This window comes from Actinomycetes bacterium, from assembly GCA_036000965.1.
Classification (GTDB): Bacteria; Actinomycetota; CALGFH01; order CALGFH01; family CALGFH01; genus DASYUT01.
On record DASYUT010000106.1, the window covers coordinates 27,162 to 47,730 of the forward strand.

General features: G+C 73.1%; 16 protein-coding genes. 4 read left to right on the forward strand and 12 right to left on the reverse strand.

Annotation, left to right across the window (positions count from 1 at the left end; translation table 11 throughout):
* Positions 1-96: 96 nt before the first annotated feature.
* Positions 97-1,002 (reverse strand): LysR family transcriptional regulator, encoded by a 906-nt coding sequence (locus tag VG276_08095; GenBank protein ID HEV8649352.1) that lies wholly within the window; start codon positions 1,000-1,002, stop codon positions 97-99.
* Positions 1,003-1,254: 252 nt separating this feature from the next.
* Here VG276_08095 and VG276_08100 point away from each other — a divergent pair, with 252 nt between their 5' ends.
* Both VG276_08100 and VG276_08105 read left to right on the forward strand, forming a co-directional pair.
* Positions 1,255-2,655, forward strand: coding sequence for an NAD-dependent malic enzyme (locus VG276_08100; protein ID HEV8649353.1), 1,401 nt, complete (start codon positions 1,255-1,257; stop codon positions 2,653-2,655).
* Positions 2,652-3,869, forward strand: a complete 1,218-nt coding sequence (locus tag VG276_08105) for a phosphotransferase family protein (protein HEV8649354.1) — start codon at positions 2,652-2,654, stop codon at positions 3,867-3,869. Before VG276_08100 ends, VG276_08105 begins: the two co-directional genes overlap by 4 nt.
* Positions 3,870-3,876: 7 nt before the next feature.
* Here the strand turns inward: VG276_08105 and VG276_08110 are convergent, their stop codons facing one another.
* The 7 genes from VG276_08110 to VG276_08140 all read right to left on the reverse strand — a co-directional run bounded on the left by VG276_08110 (position 3,877) and on the right by VG276_08140 (position 12,514).
* Entirely contained in the window at positions 3,877-5,664 is a 1,788-nt protein-coding gene (locus VG276_08110; GenBank protein HEV8649355.1) for a type IV secretory system conjugative DNA transfer family protein, read from the reverse strand.
* Positions 5,661-6,956, reverse strand: coding sequence for an ATP-binding protein (locus VG276_08115; GenBank protein ID HEV8649356.1), 1,296 nt, complete (start codon positions 6,954-6,956; stop codon positions 5,661-5,663). The genes VG276_08110 and VG276_08115 overlap by 4 nt, the downstream gene beginning before the upstream one ends.
* Positions 6,957-6,999: 43 nt before the next feature.
* Positions 7,000-8,499, reverse strand: a complete 1,500-nt coding sequence (locus VG276_08120; GenBank protein ID HEV8649357.1) for an SCO6880 family protein — start codon at positions 8,497-8,499, stop codon at positions 7,000-7,002.
* Positions 8,492-10,027 (reverse strand): hypothetical protein, encoded by a 1,536-nt coding sequence (locus VG276_08125; GenBank protein HEV8649358.1) that lies wholly within the window; start codon positions 10,025-10,027, stop codon positions 8,492-8,494. The genes VG276_08120 and VG276_08125 overlap by 8 nt, the downstream gene beginning before the upstream one ends.
* On the reverse strand, positions 10,011-10,859 hold the full coding sequence (locus VG276_08130) for a hypothetical protein (GenBank protein HEV8649359.1): 849 nt from the start codon (positions 10,857-10,859) through the stop codon (positions 10,011-10,013). Before VG276_08130 ends, VG276_08125 begins: the two co-directional genes overlap by 17 nt.
* A gap of 103 nt (positions 10,860-10,962) precedes the next feature.
* Positions 10,963-11,280 carry a DUF6112 family protein gene (locus tag VG276_08135; GenBank protein ID HEV8649360.1) on the reverse strand — a complete coding sequence of 106 codons (318 nt, stop codon included), beginning with the start codon at positions 11,278-11,280 and terminating at the stop codon, positions 10,963-10,965.
* A gap of 79 nt (positions 11,281-11,359) precedes the next feature.
* Entirely contained in the window at positions 11,360-12,514 is a 1,155-nt protein-coding gene (locus tag VG276_08140) for a MinD/ParA family protein (GenBank protein HEV8649361.1), read from the reverse strand.
* A gap of 462 nt (positions 12,515-12,976) precedes the next feature.
* Here VG276_08140 and VG276_08145 point away from each other — a divergent pair, with 462 nt between their 5' ends.
* Complete coding sequence (locus VG276_08145) at positions 12,977-13,939, forward strand: NlpC/P60 family protein (GenBank protein HEV8649362.1); 963 nt, start codon at positions 12,977-12,979, stop codon at positions 13,937-13,939.
* A gap of 461 nt (positions 13,940-14,400) precedes the next feature.
* Here the strand turns inward: VG276_08145 and VG276_08150 are convergent, their stop codons facing one another.
* Entirely contained in the window at positions 14,401-15,843 is a 1,443-nt protein-coding gene (locus tag VG276_08150; GenBank protein ID HEV8649363.1) for a VWA domain-containing protein, read from the reverse strand.
* Between the two features lie 81 nt (positions 15,844-15,924).
* Here VG276_08150 and VG276_08155 point away from each other — a divergent pair, with 81 nt between their 5' ends.
* The gene (locus VG276_08155; GenBank protein ID HEV8649364.1) at positions 15,925-16,923 is read left to right on the forward strand and encodes an LLM class flavin-dependent oxidoreductase; all 999 of its coding nucleotides are present in this window, start codon (positions 15,925-15,927) and stop codon (positions 16,921-16,923) included.
* Here the strand turns inward: VG276_08155 and VG276_08160 are convergent.
* Genes VG276_08160 through VG276_08170 form a run of 3 tightly spaced genes read right to left on the reverse strand, consistent with a single transcriptional unit; the run spans position 16,920 to position 20,313 of the window.
* On the reverse strand, positions 16,920-17,282 hold the full coding sequence (locus VG276_08160; GenBank protein ID HEV8649365.1) for a DUF742 domain-containing protein: 363 nt from the start codon (positions 17,280-17,282) through the stop codon (positions 16,920-16,922). The two genes, VG276_08155 and VG276_08160, sit on opposite strands and share 4 nt — an antisense overlap.
* Before the next feature lie 18 nt (positions 17,283-17,300).
* Positions 17,301-17,723 (reverse strand): roadblock/LC7 domain-containing protein, encoded by a 423-nt coding sequence (locus VG276_08165; GenBank protein ID HEV8649366.1) that lies wholly within the window; start codon positions 17,721-17,723, stop codon positions 17,301-17,303.
* Positions 17,707-20,313, reverse strand: coding sequence for a nitrate- and nitrite sensing domain-containing protein (locus VG276_08170; protein HEV8649367.1), 2,607 nt, complete (start codon positions 20,311-20,313; stop codon positions 17,707-17,709). Before VG276_08170 ends, VG276_08165 begins: the two co-directional genes overlap by 17 nt.
* Positions 20,314-20,569 lie beyond the last annotated feature (256 nt).

A 20,569-nucleotide genomic window follows, 5' to 3' on the forward strand; every position in this document is an offset into this window, starting at 1 on the left:
GGCGCCGGCGACAATAACCGAGGATAAAAGTACACTCAGCCATTTTTCCAATCATTTGTTACGATGAGATCCATCGACTGCTTCGATACCAGCAGCTCAGTCCGGATGTGGGAGCTCCCGCGCCTGCTCGGCCACCACCTTGAGGAAACGCCGCACCACGGCCGGGGCCGGGCCCGCGCTCCGGCGCCGCACGGCCACGATGTGCCGGCGCACCGGGCTGGCGCCCACCAGCGGCACCTGGGCCAGCGTGCCTGCCGCCACCTCCGCCGTCACCGCGATCTCGGGCAGCAGGGCGACGCCGAGCCCCTGCTCGACCATCTTCTTGGCCGCCTCGATGTTGTCCACCTCCAGGACGCTGCGGGGCAGCACCCCGGCCTGCCTGAACAGGGCGTTGGTCAGCTCGTGGTAGCTCGAGGTCCGGTCGAACAGGATGAGCGGCTCGCTGCCCATGTTCTCCATGCCGACGCCGTCGCCGGTGGCGAACGGGTGGCCGGCGGGTGCCACGAGCACCAGCGCGTCCTCGTACACCGGGACGCTCTCGACGTCAGGGTGGTGCATGGAGCGGACCAGGCCGACCTGGACCTCGTCCTGCAGGACCATGTGCAGGACCTCCTCGGAGTGGCCGGTCCGGACCACGAGCTGCACGCCGGGGGCGCTGGCCATGAAGCGCCGCAGCAGGGCCGGCAGCACGTAGGTGCTCGCCGCCGGCGCCGCCCCGACCACGAGCGCGCCGGCCTCGCCGCGCTGGAGCTCGGCGATCATCGCCTGGCCCTCCTGCAGGGCCCGCAGGGCCCGCTCGGCGTGGGGCTGAAAGGCCAGCCCGGCCTCGGTCGGCTTGAGCCCCCGCCCGGTGCGGACGAAGAGCGCCTCGCCGAGCTCCGCCTCGAGGTTCTTGAGCCTCGCGGTGAGGGTCGGCTGGCTGACGAACAGCGCGTCCGCGGCCCGGCTGACGCTGCCGAGCCGCATCACCTCGAGGAAGGCCTCCACCTGCGCAAGCAGCACGGCGTTCACCTCTCGTTCAGACGCTGGACGGCCTACGGTAACCCAGCGCCGGCTCGGGCACGCAGCCGGCCCAGGCACGCGGCCGGCCCAGGCACACAGCCGGCCCAGGCCCGCGGCCGTCCGGATGCCCGGCCCGGGCACGCAGCCAGTCGGGGCAACGGTAGTAGGCTTCGGCCGGGCCTCGACCGGCTGAGCCCCGGGCCGGGCATCCGGACGGCCGCCGCCAAGGTCCTGGAAGGAGCCGAACGCCATATGGGAGTTCCAAGCGCGTCGTACTCGATCACGATCCGGGTGCACCTCGGGGCCGACCCGCGCGGCATCGGCCGGATCACCACCGCGGTCGGGGAGGCGGCCGGCACCGTCGTCGCCGTCGACATCGTCGAGTCCCATCCCGAGCTGCTGGTGGTCGACCTGACCTGCAACGCCGCGGATGCGGCGCACGCCGAGGCGATCACCCGCGCGGTCGAGGCGGTCGACGGCGCCCACGTCCACAAGACCAGCGACCGGACCTTCCTGCTCCACCTGGGCGGCAAGCTCGAGGTCACCTCCAAGGTCCCCCTGCGGAACCGCGACGACCTGTCCATGGCCTACACCCCCGGCGTGGCCCGGGTCTGCCTGGCCATCGCCGCCAACCCGGCCGACGCCCGGAAGCTCACCATCAAGCGCAACACCGTCGCGGTGGTCACCGACGGCTCGGCCGTGCTCGGCCTCGGCAACATCGGCCCGGCCGCGGCCATGCCGGTCATGGAGGGCAAGGCAGTGCTGTTCAAGCAGTTCGCCGGGGTCGACGCCTGGCCGGTCTGCCTCGACACCCAGGACACCGACGAGATCGTGCGCACCGTGCAGCTGCTCGCGCCCGGCTACGGCGGGGTGAACCTGGAGGACATCGCCGCGCCGCGCTGCTTCGAGGTCGAGCGCCGGCTGCGCGAGACGCTCGACATCCCGGTGTTCCACGACGACCAGCACGGCACCGCTATCGTGGTCCTGGCCGGCCTCATCAACGCCCTGCGGGTGGTGGGCAAGAAGCTCGACGAAGTGCGCCTGGTGCTGTCGGGGGCGGGAGCGGCCGGGGTCGCGGTCATCAAGCTCCTGCAGGCCGAGGGCGCGGGCGAGATCGTCGCCTGCGACCGGCAGGGGGTCCTGCATCCCGACCGGGAGGGGCTCGACTCCAGCAAGCAGTGGGTGGCCGAGCACACCAACCCGCGCTGCCTGCGCGGCAGCCTGCGCGGCGCGCTGGCCGGCGCGGACGTGTTCGTCGGGGTGAGCGCCCCCAACCTGCTCACCCCCGACGACGTCGCGACCATGGCACCCGGCGCGATCGTGTTCGCGCTGGCCAACCCCATCCCGGAGGTCGAACCGGCCGGTGCCCGCCGCCACGCCGCGGTGGTCGCCACCGGCCGCAGCGACGAGCCCAACCAGATCAACAACGTGCTGGCGTTCCCCGGGGTGTTCCGGGGGGCGCTGGACGCCGGGGCGCGCCACATCACCGAGGCCATGGAGGTCGCCGCGGCCGAGGCCATCGCCGGGATGGTCGCCGACGACGAGCTGCGGCCCGACTACATCGTGCCGAGCGTGTTCGACCGCGGCGTCTCACCGGCCGTGGCCCGCGCGGTCCAGGAGGCCACCGAACGGGAGCGGAGCGCCCCGGCATGACCACCGGCGGCAGCGACCCGGCATCGGCGGCACCGGCGGCACCGGCGGCACCTGCCGGCGGCGACCCGGCGGCACCTGCCGGCGGCGACCCGACGGCACCGGCAGCACCGGCAGCACCGGCCGGCGGCGACCCGGCAGGGCCGGCGGCACCGGGCGGCGACCAGGATGCTCCCCTGGCGTCCGGGCCGGCCGGGATCCGCGCCGGTGCCGTCACCGACTGGTTCGTCGAGCACGTGCCCGAGGCGCGCCCGCCGCTGGGGTTCGTGCCGATCCGCGGGGGCCAGTCCAACCTCACCTACCGGGTGACCGACCAGGCCGGGGGCTCCTGGGTGCTGCGGCGCCCGCCCCTCTCCGGCGTGCTGCCCTCCGCCCACGACATGGGGCGCGAGCACCGCATCATCACCGCCCTGGGCCCGACCGAGGTGCCCGTGCCTCTCACCTACGGGCTCTGCACCGACGAGACGGTCAACGGGGCGCCGTTCTACGTCATGGAGCACGTCGACGGCATCGTCCCAAGGGAGGAGGCCAGCGTCGAGCAGCAGTTCGGCCCGGGAGAGCGCCGGGCGGCCAGCCTCTCGCTGGTCGGGACCCTGGTCGCCCTGCACCGGGTCGACCCGGCCGCGGTGGGGCTCGACCAGCTCGGCCGGCCCGGCGGCTACGCCGAGCGCCAGCTCCGGCGCTGGCAGCGGCAGTGGGAGCAGTCGAGGACCCGCGACCTGCCCGCCGTCGACGAGGTGCACCGGCGCCTGGCCGCCGGCATCCCCGAGGAGACCGGCCCGGCCGCCATCGTGCACGGCGACTACCGGCTGGACAACGTCATCCTCTCCCCCGCCGGCCAGGTGCGGGCCGTGCTCGACTGGGAGCTGTGCACGCTCGGCGAGCCCCTGGCCGACCTGGGGCTGCTGCTCGTCTACTGGAGCGAGCCGACCGACGAGACCCTCCCGCTCGGCACCGCCCCGACCCGCCTGCCCGGGTTCCCCTCCCGGTCCGAGCTGGCCGCGGCGTACGCCGAGGCGTCCGGGCGCCCGGTGGACCAGCTCGACTACTTCGTGGCGTTCGGCTACTGGAAGCTCGCGGTCATCCTCGAGGGCGTGTACGCCCGCTTCGCGGCCGGCGCCTACGGCACGGGCGATACTGCCTACCAGGCCTTCCCCCAGCTGGTCGCGCGGCTCGCCGACCTTGCGCTGCACGCCGTCGAGCGCGCCGGCCGCTGACCCGCCGTCAGAACGGCCGGGCGATGCCTCCGCCGATCCTGCCCCCGCGCTCGCCCGAGGAGGCCCGCAGGGCCATCCTGCGGTCCCGGAACCACGGGCGCAGGGTAATGAAGGCCGGGGGCATGTGCCCGTAGAGCAGCACGCCCTGCCCCGGCTGGATGCGGCGCAGCGCCTCCGCCGGCGACGCGCCCGGCCTGGACCGGGCCAGCGCGCCCTCCTTCTTCTCCCCGTCGGCGGCAGCGGCCCCGGACGCCGCGGCCGGCGCGACCTGGCGCAGCGTCTCGTCCTCGAGCAGGTGCGAGAGCAGGCCGAGCGTGCGCTCGTCGGTGATGCCGCTCAGCAGGATCTTGGCGCGGTGGTTGGCGAAGACGGCCTCGGCCCGGTCGGCGTAGCGGGAGTGGATCTGGTTCAGGTCCCGGAAGGTGGTCAGGAGCTGGACGCCGCTGCTGGCCGCGGTCGACGCGAGCAGGTCGAGCTGGGGCAGGGCCGCGGACACGGCGGCGTCGTCGAGCGCCACCAGCAAGGGTGGGTGAAGCGGCATCCCGGTACTGGCCGACTTCTGGTAGGCCAGGTCGATGACCTCCTGGAGCAGCGCGACGAACAGCGGGCCGAGCCGGCGCTGCTCGTGGGCTGCCGCGCACACGTAGGCGGTGTTCGCGCCGCCGTCGAGCAGGCGCTCGGCGGTGAGCTGGGTGGCGGGCACCGCCTCCTTGACCGCTGGGTCGGCGTAGGCCACCACAGCGGCCAGGACGTTCGCGTACACCTGGCTGCGGTTGTCGCCCAGGTTCCACACCGACTGGATCGCGTCCTCCGCGGCCTGGTCCTCGGCCATGTTGAGGGCGGCGGTGACCTCCTGGCGGACCTCGGCCCGGTCCAGGCGCTGCACCCAGCGGACCACGTCGGCCATGCTCCGCCCCGTGATGGCGGCTGCGTGGAGCAGCGGCGCGAGCAGCGTGGGCGCCATGTTGTGGTGCAGGTCGGGGTCTTGCATGGCCGCCTGGGCCTGCGGCTGGCCCGCGCTCACCAGCGACAGGGCGGTCCGGTAGGCGCCGTGCCAGGTCCCGCAGCGGCCAAGCGGCGACCAGGAGTTCTGGTCCAGCCCGGTGATCCCGGTCGGGTCGTAGAGGTAGACCTCCCCCCGCTGCCAGCGCTGGTCGATGGTGTTGCGGACCAGGTCGGACTTGATCGAGGCGGCCAGGACCGGCCCGTCCCACTCGAACACGGCCGGCACCACCAGCCCGGCCGTCTTCTGGCTCTGGGTGGGGCCGAGCGCGATCACCGACTGCAGCGGCTCGGCCGCGACCGGCCGGCCGTTGACCCGCCCGAGCGTGACCCGCCCGGGCATCGGCTCCCGCACGTACAGGTCGCGGAACGCCTGCGGGCGGGCCCAGGCCGGCTGCTGGCCCTTGGCGGCGGCCGCGCGTGGGCCGGGTACCACGATCACCTTGCCGAGCCGGCGGCGCACGGTCCGCAGCCCCAGGTTCAGGTACATCAGCACGGCGGTGAGCAGCAGGAGCAGCAGCCCGAAGATGAAGTAGAAGCCGACCGGGCCAGGCAGCAGGTCCCTCGTCTGCGGCGGCCATGCGACCGCCGGGTCGCCGGGGTGGCGCACGAGGTTGACCAGCACCGGCCCCATGTCGCTGATCGAGACCTTGGGCCAGCGGTGCCCGTGCAGCCAGCCGGCGACCTCCCCGGTCAGCCAGAGCACGGCCCCACCGCCGAGCACGATCGCGATGCCGAGCAGGAGCGCCTGGTCGAGCGGGCCTTCCCGCTTCACGACCTTCTTGGCGCTCATGAGGCAGGCTCCACCGCCTCGGGCACCGGCAGGCCGGTCCAGCCGCTCGGCGCGGACGAGGCGATCCCCATGTTGGCGTCGGTGTCGACGATCTCCCGCTCGAGCACCGGGTCCAGGCGGTGCTGGACGATGAACGAGCGGCGGCCCACGCGCCACAGCGCCTCGCCCCGCTCCAGGGTGGGGATCTGGTCCACCTCGGTCTGGGTGAGCCCGAGCAGCTCCCGGGCCTGCTCGACCTCGCCCGGGGACTGACGGTAGATCACCCGGGTCTCGGAGTCCTCGAGCAGCCCCTTGGCCAGCTGCACCTGCTCCGAGCCGGTGTCCCCGGCCGCGGTCAGGTCCGAGAGTCGGTGCATCACCGCGATGTTCTGCACCCCGTACTGGCGGGCCAGCTTCCAGCTCTCCCGCAGCCAGCGGGCGATGGCCAGGTGGCGCAGCACGACCCAGGCCTCGTCGAGCACCACGATGCGCTTCACGCCGTCGTCGCGGGCCCAGGAGCCCTGCAGCCAGGCCGCCGTGCAGGCCATCAGGATCGGGCGGGCCTCGTCCTTGACCTCGCGCAGGTTGAACACCACCAGCCGGCCGGACAGGTCGAGCCCGCTCGAGGTCGGCCCGTCGAACATGCCGCGAAGGTCGCCGGCGCCCATGCGGCGCAGCGAGAGCGCGAGCTGGCGGCCGTCCTCGGCCAGCCGCTCCGGCGAGGTCCGAAGCTCGTGGGCGGTGGCGTCGGAGGGTTCCAGCAGCCGGTTGACCACCTGCGGCACGGTCGGCTGGGCGCTGCGCCTGGACGCCTCGATGACCGCCTCGTCGTGGGCCCGCTCCAGGCAGGCGTCCTCCTCCGGCCTGAGGTTCCGCCCGAGCATCACCCCCGCGATCGACCGCAGCAGCGCCAGCTGCGCGTCCCCCCCGATCATCGGGTCCAACGGGTTCAGCCGGATCTGCCCCCCGCTCACGAACCGGATCGGCTTCACCCCGCACACCGCCGCCAGCTGGTCGTACTCCCCCTTCGGGTCGATGATCCAGGCGGTCCGCCCGAAGAGCATCTGTCTCCATATGAACGTCTTCACGAGGCTCGATTTTGCGTACCCGATCTGCCCGATGACGAGCATGTTAGGTCCGGTGATTTCCTTGCCATAGAGCGTCCACGCGTCGTAACAGAACGAGCCCCCGAATACGTCACGTCCGATGTACACGCCACGGCTGCCAAGTCCGCCCTCGGAGATGAAGGGGTAGGCCGCCTGCAGGTGGGCGGTGGTGACCCGGTGCGCCGGCCGGCGAGGCTTGATCCTCATGCCTCGCCTCGCCTGCTCCTGTCGAGGTCGGTCAGGTACTCGCTCACTTCAACCCTCGACCCAGGGGCAGCGTGTACGTGAATGCCAATTCTTGCTCACCGTCGCAGCGCTGGAGCTCGAGGCGGGACTGGCCGGCGGCGTGCTCGACCTCGCCGGAGGCTTCGGCGAGGGCGTCGGGGCTGTCGGCGGTCACGGTGATCCAGCCGGAGAAGCGGACGTCGGCGTGGCCGTCGGCCAGCTCCTGCTCGCGCCTGGCCACCGCCTCGCTCTGGTTGCGGCGCTTGGCGGTGCCGAGGAAGCCGAGCTTCTGGCGCAGCTCCTCGTCGGCGTAGTCGGCCGTCTTGGCGAAGCCGACCGCGCGCATGGCCTTGAGCGGCGGCACCGGCTCCATGGTGACCGAGACCGTGCGCATCGACCGGGTCTGCACCAGCAGGGGGGCCAGGAAGTCCGGCCCGACGTCCAGGCGGGGCCACTCAGCGATCCAGTAGGTGGTGTGCACCACGTCGTTGGTCCGGTAATAGGACCAGTGCGCCTCGGTGCGCCGCGGCCAGGCGTTGCGGGCGCTGACCCCCTCCTCCCGGCTGGGGTCGACGGTGGCCAGGCGGCCCAGGCTGGGGCGTGCCTTGGGGTCGAAGGCGAGCCGGATCGTGGCGGCCAGGCGCCGCGGGCCGAGCGCGTGCAGCACCTCGATCTCGGCGCCCTCCAGGCGGCGGGCCATCGTCTCGAGCTCGCGGGCCAGCACCACGCAGGCGCCGGTGTCCTTGCCGCCCGCCTGCTTGATCGCGCGCGCGGCCTTGCTCGCGTTGACCTGCACGACCACGAACAGCTCATGCTGCTCGGTGACCGGGCCGGCGGCCTGGGTCAGGCGCAGGTAGCTCTGCAGCGGGGCGGCGTCCAGGCCGATGGCGGGGTCCATGGCCTCGCGCAGGTAGCGGCCCAGGCCGTTGCGGTCGTCGGGCACGGTCCGCTCGATCCACTGCACCCGGCTGATCGGGCTGCCCTCCCGGGCCAGCCCGGCGATGACCCCGGCCCAGCCGGCCAGCCGGCTCGCCTTGTCGGCCGGGTCCAGCAGCACGAACGAGCGGGCCCGTGCCTGGACGGTGGCGGTGTAGGTGCCGTTGGCCCGGTCGGCGATCACGCCCAGCTCCACGCCGCGGAACGGGAAGGCGATCAGCTCGACCTTGCCGATGGAGTCGGGCAGGCTCACCGGGACGTCGCCGCCCTTGAAGCGGGTGCCCGCCTCGGGCGCGCCCGAGCGGAAGCGGTTCCTGCCGCTCACACGCCGGCCGAGGAAGCTGGCCATGACCGGGATCCACTCGTTGAAGGTGCGGCCCCCGACGGGCACGAAGCTCGCCAGCCCGCCGCCGGCCAGGACCAGGGTGCCGATACCCAGGCCGGCCCCGCTCTTCAGCGCCTGCACGATCATGATCGTCAGGAGCACCGCGGCTCCGAGGACCAGCAGCTGCCCGGGGCGGAGGCTGCCGATCAGGCCCCTGCGTTCCAGGGGCCCGAACCGGTAGCGGACCTCGGGCGGGTTACGCATCCGCGCTCTTTCCTTCCGTCGCAAGCTCGCCAAGCGGCCGCGGCCGGGTGGCCGCGCCGCCGGCGGCGCTGCCGCCGGCGGCGCCCGAGGACGACGGTACACCGCTGCCGCTGGTACCGGTGCTCCCGCCTGCGTTGGCGGGGCCGAAGGCGGCGAAGCCCGACTCGGCCCGGTTGCGCGCGGCCGACACCGCGGCGGAGCCGGCCGCGACCGCGGCGGTGGCCGGGCTGCCCCAGCTCCCCGCGCCGCCTCCGGCACCGCCGGCGTTGGCCCGGAAGCGGGACTGGATCATCTGGGTGACCATGGAGGAGCCGGTGAACGCGGTCGCGCCCGCGGTCGCCTGGCGCAGGGCGGCGCGCTGGTGGCCGGCGGTCACCACCGCCGCCTCGGCCAGCGGGATGAGCTTGAGCAGCGCGATCGGGGTGAACGCGGCCATCAGCAGCAGCGCCCCGCCGGCCAGGACGCCCTCGAACTTGTCGGCCAGGCCGCCCCTGGCCAGGCCGGCCGCGGCCAGGTTGACGATGGCGACGATGAACACCTTGGCGAAGATGATCGCGATGAGGAACTCGATCAGCCGCTTGCACCAGCGCCAGCCGGCCTGCCAGACCATGGCGGAGAACCCGATGGGCAGGAACAGCACCGAGATGTAGATGGCGGCGTCGCGCAGCAGCAGCTCCAGCCAGATCGAGATGGCCCCGACCACCACGATGATCGCGGCCAGCAGCACGCCGAACACCGGCGCGACCGGGTTGACCGTGCCCGCGCCGAGCGCGCCCAGCCAGCCGCCGGCGTCGTGCATGAACTTGTCGGCGTTCTGGGACGCGTCGTGGCCGACCGCCGAGCTCATCCAGTCGCTCGTGTTGATCAGCATCTGCGCCATGGCCGGCCCGACGAACGAGAAGATGGCGGCGATGGGCAGGTAGACGAAGGCGGACCGGATCGCCTGCATGCCGTCGGCCCGCACCACCGACTGGGCGACCGACACCAGCAGGAACGGCAGCGCGATGACGATCGCCAGCGCCAGCATGATGCGGTACTGGGACACGAACCAGCCGGCGTTGACCACGTCGGGCGAGGTGGTGTCGTTGATCAGGCTGCCGACCTTCTCGAGGAACCACTGGCCGGCCGACGCGACCGCGTTGGTGAAGCTGCGCAGCGCGCTGTCCCCGGCGGTGGCCGCGAGGTTGCCGGCGGCCTGGCCGATCGCGCCCCCGGCCGCTCCGACCGGGTTGGTGCCCGCCTTGCAGACGTTCTGCAGCACCTGGTTGGTGATCTGGTCGCACTGGTCCGGCTTCTTGCCCGTGTCGGCGGGCTGGCCCGGCGGGCCGGGGGCGGTCTGGGCCATGGCCGCGGGCGCGACCACGAGCAGCAGGGCGAGCACGCCGACGAGCACCAGAGCGCCGGCCGAGTACCGGCGAAGCGGGCGCGCCCGCCGAGACGACCCGACACTGCCTACCCGCGAGCCGCGTGTGCTCGACTGGCGCTCTGCGAGCCAGCGGCCCCAGGCGCGCCTACGATCCCGCTGCATGGTCATACTCCTTGAACTGCTGGGTGAGTTGGACGAACGCGGATGCGGCGGAGGGCACCTCGGTGTCGAGGGAGAGCGGGGTCGGCGCGGTCCGGGTCGTGGCCCGGACCTCCTTCCAGTCGCCGCCGACCCACTTCAGGTCGATCGTGGTGATGCCCCACCCGCTCTGGACCGGGATCCCGGTGGTCGACCCGGCGAGCGCCACCGTCCAGATCGACACGCGGGCGCTGGCGTCATCGTAGCGCTCGATGGAGTGGCCGAAGGGCGCCGTGCGCAGGGCGATCTTGTCGGCGACCGGCCCGTCGGCGGGCAGGCGCAGGGCCTTGCGGAGCACGGGCACGGCGCCGTCCCAGGCCCGCTGCAGCTCCGCCCGCGCCTCGGGGGCGGCGAGCAGGACCACGGCCTTGTGCCGACGCTGGGTGTCGAACACCAGGTCGCCCCCGAGGACCGTGGCGTAGTTGGTCGCGGCGGCCAGAGCGCCCTGCCTGGAGTGGGCCCAGCCCACGCCCACCCCGTCGACGACCTGGCGCGGGCCGGCCTTGGCGGACGCGGCCGGGCTGGCCGCGGGCGTCCCGGCCGTCACCCCGGGCGTGCTGGCGGCCCCGGGGGCAGGCGCGGTGGCGGCCGGGGACGCGGCGGTCGCCCTGGGAGCGGTCGGGTCCTGGGTGACCGCCGGCCTGGTGGTGGAGCGGCCGATCACCATCCCGCCGGCGAACACCACGGCCACGAGCGCGAGCACCCAGAGGCGGCCAGGCCCACTGGTGGGCCTGGCGCTGCGCTGGTCGGACGGCCGGTAGACCACCCTGGCGCGGGCCTGCTCGGTCACCGCCACCGGACGCTGCTCCTCTCGTCGCCTTGCGGTTCCTGGAGGGTCGGCCAGGCCGGGCGGCCCGGCCTCGGTCCCGGACCCCCCTGTCCCCTGCTGCTACGGGTGGTCAGGCGGTCTGCCCGAGGGAGAACGCCCAGTTCACGAGGGCCGCGGAAGCACCCACGATGACCGCCCCGACGATGGAGTAGAGCGTGGCCCGCTTGCCGACGGCGGCCTGGTGGTAGTTGGAGCTGAGCGAGCCGACGCCCCACATGGCGCCGCCGATCACGATGCCGACCAGCGACAGCAGCAAGGCGAAGCCGCCGATGCCGTCGATGACCTTCTGGAACGGCCCGGCGCCCGGGATCGCGGAGAAGTTGGGGCTTATGTTCACCTTCTGGGCGACGATGGTGGCGGCGACGGTGACGTGCTCGAGCGCGCGCATGCTCAAATCCCTCCCTGGTCAAGCATGGTACGGGTACCGTCGGGGGACGGTCCCCTCGTGTGGTGTGCGTCGCGGGTGCTCATGCGGTGAACCCGTCTGCGACGGCGGCGGCCACTTCGAGGTAGGCGTGGCGGGTCTGGGGCCGGAGCCGCTCGACCTGGGTCTCCGCGCCGGCGCTGAGATGCGGGTCCCACGGCACCTGGACCACGGCCCGGCAGCGGCCGGCGAAGTGCTGCTGGATCTTGTCGACCTCGACCGGGCCCTCGGGCTGCACGGCGTTGACCACCGCGACCGCGCCCTGCACCAGCTCGGCGTGGCCGTTCTCGTTCAGCCAGTCCAGCGTCGAGCTGGCCGCCCTGGCCGAGTCCAGGCTTGGCGCCATCACCACCACGATCTGGTCGGCCAGCTGCAAGATCCCCTTGGTGGCCGACTCCAGCACCCCGGTGCCGGTGTCCAGGCAGATCAGGTTGTAGTGCCGCTCGAGCAGCGCGATCGCGCGCCGGTAGTCCTCCTCGCCGAGCGCCTTGGTGATGCGGGGGTCGTCGTCGGAGGCGACCACCTCGAGGCGGGTCGGGGCCTGGGAGGTGTAGGCCCGGATGTCGGCGTAGCGGACGATCTCAGCCTCGTCGGCGAGCAGGTTGGTGATGGTGGCGGCGGTCTCGCGCCGGACCCGGTAGCCCAGCGACCCGGCGTCGGGGTTGCCGTCCAGGGCCACCACCCGGTCGCCGCGCAGCGACGCGAAGGTGTGGCCCAGCATCAGCGTGGTGGTGGTCTTGCCCACCCCGCCCTTGCGGCTGATCACCGCGATCGAGCGGCAGCCGGCCACCGGCGCCTTGGCGCGGGCGATCAGCTCGCGCTCGCGCAGCTCGGCGGGGCTGGGACCGAAGTTGACGCGGCCGCCGGTGAGCCAGTAGACCACCCGGCGCCAGCCGTCGCGGGGCGCCCGCGACTGCCCGCGCAGGTACCGCTCGGCGGTGAAGTCGGCCGCGGTGGAGTGCTGCTGCGAGGCCAAGGGCCCGCCCGGGCGGCGCTGGGCGCGGCTTGGCGGCACGCGGTCGGCCCGGAACGGGGGGCGGGTCCGGGGCGCGTCGGGGAGCGGGCGGCGCTGCTGGTCGGGTCCGACTGTCCTGGCGGTCTCGGCCGGCTTGGACGCGTCGTCGTCGATGAGGCCCAGCGGGACAAGGGCCTCCTCATGGCCGCCTCCACCGGGGGAGGAGCCCGACTGCTGCGCCACGTCCAACCCTCCTTCGGAGCCGCTCGAGTTGCCGTGTCGGTGATGTCTCAACGTGGATCGGATTTCGCTGGCGAAGTGGTGTGACGGATGGTCCGGGATGCCGCTAACCGTCCATGTGGGCAGTACCAAAGGTTACACTGCTCCGCAGTGCCACAAAAGCAAGTGAATCGGATTTGCCGGGGGTACGAGGGACGTGTCGGGTGACAGCCGTGGCAGTTGGCCTGGCCGCCTGCCGGCCGCTGCTCGTCTACGCTTCCTCCTGGACAGGGTCTCGGATGAGCCCGGCGGGGGCTCGCGGGGCACTGGATCGAGGACCCGCCGGACGGTATCCTCTCAACCATCCCGAGGAACTAAAATAGCACTGAAGTGCCTGCGAGGGGCGAGCCTTCGCGTTGATATACCCCAGAAATCCCCCTTCCGCCTGCGCATCCCCGCCCTGGCGACCCCGGATCGAGGCAGCCGATGAAGAAGCTCGCGATTGGCGTCCCGGTCGCCCTGCTGCTCGTCATCAGCCTGCTCGTGGTGGGCCTGGCGACCCGGATCATCGGCGGCAGCGGGCCCAGCGCGGGCGCCATGGCCGACATCCCACCGGAGTACCTCACCCTCTACCAGAGCGCCGCCGACACCTGCCCCGGCCTGCCCTGGCAGGTGCTGGCGGCGATCGGCAAGAAGGAGACCAACCACGGCCGCTCGACCCTGCCCGGGGTGCAGTCGGGGATGAACTTCGCCGGCGCGGCCGGCCCCATGCAGTTCGGCATCGGGGGCAAGGCGGGCAACACCTGGGGCGGGACGCCCGTCCGCCAGGTCCCGCCCGACCTCAGGTACGGCATGGACGGCGACGGCGACGGCATCGCCAGCGTCTACCAGCCGGCCGACGCGATTTTCTCGGCCGCCCGGTACCTGTGCGCCAACGGCGCCGGCCAGGGCGGCGACCTCACCCGGGCCATCTTCGCCTACAACCGTGCCGACTGGTACGTCAGCCAGGTCCTGGCCGTCGCCTCGGGCTATGCCGCCGGCGGCGCGGCCGGCCTGCCGGCTGGGCCCGCGGTCGAGCGCGCCGTCGCGTTCGCCTACAGCCAGCTCGGCCAGCCCTACCGGTGGGGCGCCGCCGGCGAGGAGGGCACCTTCGACTGCTCGGGCCTGACCATGCGGGCCTACCAGGCCGGCGGGGCGAAGATCCCGCGGACCTCGCGGGAGCAGTGGTACTTCGGGGCCAGGGTGGGCAACCCGGCCGACCTGCTCCCGGGGGACCTGGTGTTCTACGCCTACGACCTCGGCGACCCGGCCACCATCCACCATGTCGGCATCTACATCGGCGCGGGCAACATGATCGACGCCCCCCGCCGGAACACCGTCATCCGCATCGAGCCCGCCCTGCGCGGCGACTACATCGGCGCAGTCCGCCCCACCGCCGCACCCACCTGATCCCCGGCTCCCGGCCCCCAACAGCGCCGGTGCCAACGTGCTGGGGCGCCGCGGTTTGGCAGGCACGCTCCCGCCGCCTCCCAACAGCGCCTCTGCCATGGTCGGGGGGGTCGGCGAGCAGTCCCAGCGTACCGCTGCCACCCCCCCGGGCTCCGGGAGGAGAACCCGGGGGGTGGCGCGGGGGCCACAGACGCCGTCATCGGCGGCCAAACCAGAAAACGGCTCGGCGTCCCGCGGCCATGCGCGAACAGGCGCAACCATCTCGGGATGCCCGAACCGGGCAAGAACAATATCACAAAACCGTCCTGGTGCAAATCCCGACTTCTGCCTACGGCCCGGTGCCTCCCCTTGCCAGCCGTGCCTCGGAGGGGTGGGGCGCTACCAGGTCGCTCCAGTGCGCCGCCCCCTCAGGGCGGTGGTGCAGGGACGGCCCAGGCCGCCGGCGGGACGCCCGGCGCACCTCAGGTGATCTCATAGACGCAGGCGGTGAGCTGGCGCAGGTTGCGCACCTCGAACACGCGGTCGCACACGGGCGCGTACAGGCTCATCACCGAGTCGGTGGTGTCCCACTCCGACCGGGGCTCCGGGTTGAGCCAGTACAGCCGGCGTGCCCCGGCGCGCAGGCCCTGGAGCGCCTCGATCCCGGGGTCGCGGTAGTTGCCGCGGGCGTCGCCCATGACGACCAGCGTGCTGCGGGCGTCCAGGTCAGGCCCGTACCGCTCGGCGAACCGCTCGAAGACGTTGCCGTAGTCGGAGTGGCCGTCCGCCCACACCACCCGCGCCCTGGCGAAGGCGTTGCGCAGGTCGATCGCCTGGTCGCTCTCGTCGAGCAGCCCGGTCACCTCGTCCACGCCGTCCACGAAGGCGAACGACCGCATCCGTGCGAACTCCTGGTTCATCGCGTGCAGCAGCGCCAGCGTGAACTTGGCGAACTCGACCACCGAGCCGGACACGTCGGCCAGCACCCACAGGTCGGGCTTTGAGGCGCGCACGGCTCGGAACGCGGGGTTGACCGGCACCCCGCCCGACGACAGCGAGCGCCGCACCGTCCGCCGCACGTCGAGCCGGCCCCGGCGCCTGAGCCGGCGCTTCTGCGCCACCCGGGCGGCCAGCTTGCGGGCCAGCGGGCGGACGGCCTGGCGCAGCTCGCCGAGCTGGGTGAAGGTGGCGCCGAGGAAGTCGATCTCGTCCAGCTGCCGGTCGCGGTAGAGCTCGGCCACCTGCTGGGCGCCGACCCGGACGGCAAGCCGGTGGCGGACCTGCTCGGCCAGCATGCGGCGGAAGTCGTCGATGCGCCGGCTCAGCTCCTCGCGGGCCTGGGGGCTCGCGTCCTCTGCGCCGTCCTCGGCGGCCAGCGCGAGCTGGAGCAGCCGGTACAGCTCGACCTGGCGCAGGATCCGGTACATGTAGTAGCGCTCGGACGCATCGGGTTGCGCGTCCAGCCCGGCGTAGCGGTCCACGGCGAGCCCGGCGAGCGTGCGCAGGGCGGCCCGGTCGCCGTGGCGCAGCGCGTCGAGCAGGGCTTCGAGCAGGTCGGTGGAGGCGGGACCCTGTGGCTCGGCCTCCGCGGCGGTCCCCGAGGAGGCCGGCCCGGTCGCGGCCGCCGGCCCGAGGCCGCCCGACCCGGCGGCCGCGACCGGGCCGGGGGTGAACGGGAAGCAGACGTCGAACAGCACGTCGAACGCCTGCCGGTCCTCGGCCCGCTTGACCAGGGTCATGGCCAGCGCGGCCCGGAACTGGGCGCGGTCGGCCAGCTCCACGTGGCGCAGCGCGGCGATGGCGTCGAGCACCTCCACCATGGACACCGGCACGCGGGCGTCCCGGAGGCGGTGGAAGAACTCGAGGAGGGAGGTCTCGAGCGAGCGCGCGGCACCGTCCGGCGCGGACCTTGCGCTTGCAACCATTCCGGCCACGTGGCACGCTCCGTGTACGCTATACGTACAAATATGCGCTTAGCGAACGCTGCTGGCGAAAGAGGACAGGGTATGCCCGACGCTCGGCCAACGTCGCCGCCACCCGGGCGCCTGGTCCGCCTCGCCGTCGTCCTCGACACCAGGAACCCGGTCGGCCGGCTCACCGAGGTGGCCCGGATGTGCGACCGGGTCGGCATCGCCGCCCTCTGGCTCGAGGACGCGCCCGAGCCTACGCCCCGCCTCGAGGCCTGGACCACCCTCGCCCTGCTCGCGCCCGTGACCGGCCAGGCCCGGGTCGGCGCCCTGCTCGACACCGGCCAGCGGCCGCCCGCCATCCTGGCAGCGATGGTCGCCACCCTCGGCGCCACCGCGGGCGACCGCCTCGAGCTGTGCCTGCGCGACGCTCCCCCGCCCGCCGGGCCGGGCCGGCTCGCCGCGTACGTGGAGGCGTTCCTGGACACCCTGGCCGAGACGGCGGTGCCGGCCAGGCTGGACGCCGGCGCCAGCTCGCTCTCTGCCGCCGTGCGCAGCGGCCCGGCCGTGCGGCCCACGCTGTCGGTCGAGGCGGCCGGGCCCGAGCAGCTCGGCTGGGCCGTCGGCGTCGTCGACGGCCTGCTCCTGCCCGGCAGGGACGCCGCCGGCGCCGCCCTGCCCTTCGAGCAGGTCCTGGCCGCCGCGGCCGAGGCGCGCCAGGCCTGCCTGGTGGCCGGGCGCGACCCGGCCACCCTGGGCATCGCGGCCCGCCTGCCCGTCTCGGTCGGGCGCACCACCGCCGAGGCGCACGCCCGCTGGCAGGCCGAGCCGGCCTTCGCCAGGCTCGGGCGGCCCGAGGAGGTCGCCGTGTTCGGCACCCTCGAGCGATGCCACGACCGGGTCATCGAGCTGGCTCATGCCGGCGTCACCGACCTGCGCTGCCTGCTGCCGAACTCCCTCGACGTGCACGACGTGATCGCGCAGGTGACGGCGATGACGATCGGCACGTTGGCCCAGCTCACCCCCGGCGCCCCCCGCTCCCCCGCCCCGGAGCCGCCAGCCGGCTGGGGCGGGCGCCCCCGGTGGACCGGAACCTAGATGGCTTTGAGCCCGTACAGCACCCGTTCCAGGAGGGCCAGGTCCGGGCGGTCGTTGGGGTCGGCGGGACGGTGGACCATCACCAGGCCCTCCTCGGACATGTCACCGACGAGCACGCGAGCCACGCCGAGGGGAAGGTCGAGCCGGGCCGAGACCTCGGCCACGCTGAGCACGTCACGGCAGAGCAGGGCGATCAACTGCTGCTCGAAGTTGAGCGCCTGCGCGGACGCCTCACCCACCGACGTGGTCGAGACCAGCGACTCCACCTCCAGGTCCGCATGGGCTGGACGCGTGCGCCCGCCGGTCATCGCGTAGGGCCGGACGACTGGATCGTCGTCGTACCAGTCCCCGGTGCTCATGCCAGCCGATCCTTCCGCTCATCGCGGGAGCGAGGCCTGCAGCTCGGCCCGCACGGCCGGGGTGAGCATGTCTCCCGCTCGAGCCACGAGCAGCGCCATCTCGTAACCGATCAGCCCGATTTCGCAGTCCGTCGAGGCCAGCACGGCAAGGCAGGATCCGTCGCTGACGGCCATCACGAACAGGAAGCCCTTGTCCATCTCCACGATGGTCTGGGTGACCGAGCCGCCGCCGAAGTGACGGGCGGCCCCGTCGGCGATGCTCGACAGGCCGGAGACGACCGCCGAGAGCTGGTCGGCCCGGAGGCGGTCGAGCCCGTCGGACATGGCCAGCGGCAGCCCGTCGGACGACACCACCAGCGTGTGGATGGTGCCGACCACCCGCTCGACGAAGTTCGTCATCAGCCAGCTGAGGTTCTGCGCCGCTCTACTGGGCTTGGTCATCGTCGTCCCCTGCTGAGGACCGGAAGGCGTCGGTCGATGCCACGTGGCGCCCCCGCTCGACGCTGGAGCGGTAGCTCGACAGCAACGCTCGGACGTCGTCCGGTGTGCGGCGTGGGAGCGTGCTGCCCCTACCCGCCTCCGGGTCGGTCGCCTGCCCGTTCGCGACGATGCCGGGGGCGAGGCTGGCCTGGGGGACCCGGCGCGGCAGGTGGGCCGCAGCCTCGCCGGGCGCTGCTGCGGGCGGTGCCGGGGCGCCCGCCTCCTTCTGGATCAGGGGGAGCTCGTCCTGGATCAAGGGGAGCACGTCGTCGGCCTGAGGCAATGGGGCGTCGTCGGGCGGGCGCGGCCCGCGGCGGCCGGCTTCGCGCAGCGGCGTGCCCTGCGATGGCGTGCCCTGCGATGGCGTGCCCTGCGGCGGAATGCCGGCCCGGGGGCCGCGCCCGACCGGCAGGCGTCCGTTGACGCCGTGCTCGGCGCCGTGGCGATCCATGGGCATGTGCACCAGCTCGCCGCCGCCCGCGAACCAGTCCGACCTGGCCCCCTCGAAGATCGGCAGGCCGTTGGCGGGCGCCTCGCCGTCGTCCTCGCCGTGGGCCGGGGCGGCCAGCTCGCCCCGCCGCCCGCCACCGGCCACCTCCGGCATGCCGGACAGCCGCGCGATCAGCGCCTCGGGCAGCCCCACCAGCGCCGTCACCCCGCCGTACCAGGAGTGTCGGAGCTGAACCTTGATGCCGTGATGCTCGGCCAGGCGCGCGACCACGAACAGGCCGAGGCGCTGGCTGAGCGCCAGGTCCATGGCCGGCGGGCTGGACAGGCGCTCGTTGGCATCGAAGAGCTCGGCGTCGGACAGGCCGATGCCGCGGTCCTCGATCTCGACCACGTAACCGGTGGCTGTAGGCTGCCCGGCGACATGCACCTTGGTGTGGGGCGGGGAGAACGAGGTCGCGTTCTCGATCAACTCGGCGAGCAGATGGATCACGTCGCCGACGGCCTGGCCGACCACGGCTAAGCCAGCGGCCGGCAGCAGAGTGACCCGGGTGTAGTCCTCCACCTCGCCGATCGCGCCCCGGATGACGTCGTTGAGCGGCACCGGGCGACCCCAGCGCCGGGCCGGCTTGGCGCCAGAGAGCACGATCAGGTCCTCGGCGTTGCGGCGCATGCGCGTGGCCAGGTGGTCGAGCCGGAACAGCTCTTCCAGCTCGTCGGGGTCGGTCGTCTTCCGTTCCAGGCGGTCGATCATCTTGAGCTGGCGGTGGATCAGAGTCTGGCTGCGCCTGGCCAGGTTCAGGAAGGTGTCGGCGACGCTCTTGCGCAGCGCGGCCTGGTCGGTGGCGACCTGGACGGCGACCCGGTGGACGGAGTTGAACGCCTCGGTGACCTGCCCGATCTCGTCCCGCGAGGCGATCCCGATCGGTGCCGTCTCAGCCACCACGTCGACGCGCTCCCCACGCTGCAGCCGCTCGACCGCCCCGGGGAGCCGCTGCTCGGCCACGTCGATGGCGGTGTGCCGCAGGCGCCGGAGCGGCCCGACCATGGAGCGCCCGACGAGCAGCGAGATGCCCAGGGTGAGGGCGAGGGCGACCAGCAGGACCCCGCTGGACACCGCGGCCTGCCTGGAGGCCGACGACTCCGAGGCGGCGCTCGCCGAGACCAGGTCGGCGGCGAGCTTGGACTCCACCTGACGCAGCAGGTCGACCTTGGCGGTCATCACGACGTACCAGTTCTTCGCGTTGCTCGAGGCGGCCTGCTTGGCGCCGGGGCCGGCGGTCACCGCGCTCCCCCCGGACAGGTCGGTGGCGATCCGCCCGCGAGTGCCGCTCTCGAGGACGGCGTTGCGGTATCCGACGGCCCGCTGGATGTGCGCGCCGGTCGCCGTGCGCTGGTAGAACTCCCGCTGGGGAGCGGTGGCGGAGCTCTGGAACTGCGCGACCCAGGTCTCCTCGGAGCCGATCACGGACACGAACTGCTCGTACTGCTTGGGCCCGAAGCGGCCGACCGACAGCACGGCGTTGACGAGGTCGCGCTCCTGGGAGGTGGCCTCTTTGGCCCGGGCGAGCGCGGTGAACGCCGACGTGCTGCGCAGGACCTCGCTGTCATCGGTCTCGGCGGCGATGGCGGCCTCGACCTCGAGCAGGTTGGCGATCGCGCCCGAGTAGTACCTGAACGTCCCGTCCACAGACGTTCCCCGGCGGTCGTCGATCGCCTGGCGCTGGGTGCCGAGCTTGGCCAGCTCGGCCTTGGCCGCCTGGAGCCGCTGGCGCAGGCGGGAGTCGAAGCCGTCGAGGTCGAGCGCCGCGGCGTCGGCGGTGAAGTCGCGCAGCTCCTGGGTCACCCACACGCGCTGGGCGATCATGCCGCCGTACCCGGCCCCGGCGGCCACGTAGCCGGCCGACAGGCCGCGTTCCCGCTGCAGCTCGTGGACGAACGCCGACAGCTCCACGGCAAAGCCGGTCAGCCTGTTCACCCGGTCGGCCTGGTCGCCCGCTTTCAGGATCGACCTGATCTGGATCAGGGTGAGCACGGTGAGGACCAGCATCGGCACGACCAGGACGGCGATGAGCTTGGACCGGATCGGAAGGTTCGCCAGCATCTGCCATCCTTCGTCGCAGCGGACGTACGACCGGGCTCGCTGCCCACGCCATGCTTCGGTCGAGTCTTGGGTGCCGACATGCCGCAGCGCCCAGAGGGCCGGTGACGGACTGGGCATATGGGGGACTAAGCCGGAACCTAACCGTTGGCCACTTCCACCTGCAAGCGCGCAAGAAGCCGTGAACAGGTCGGGCGTGGCGTGGCATCAGGACCAGGGGCCTGTCAAACGCCTTGTCCGTCCCCGCGGATGCACCTTC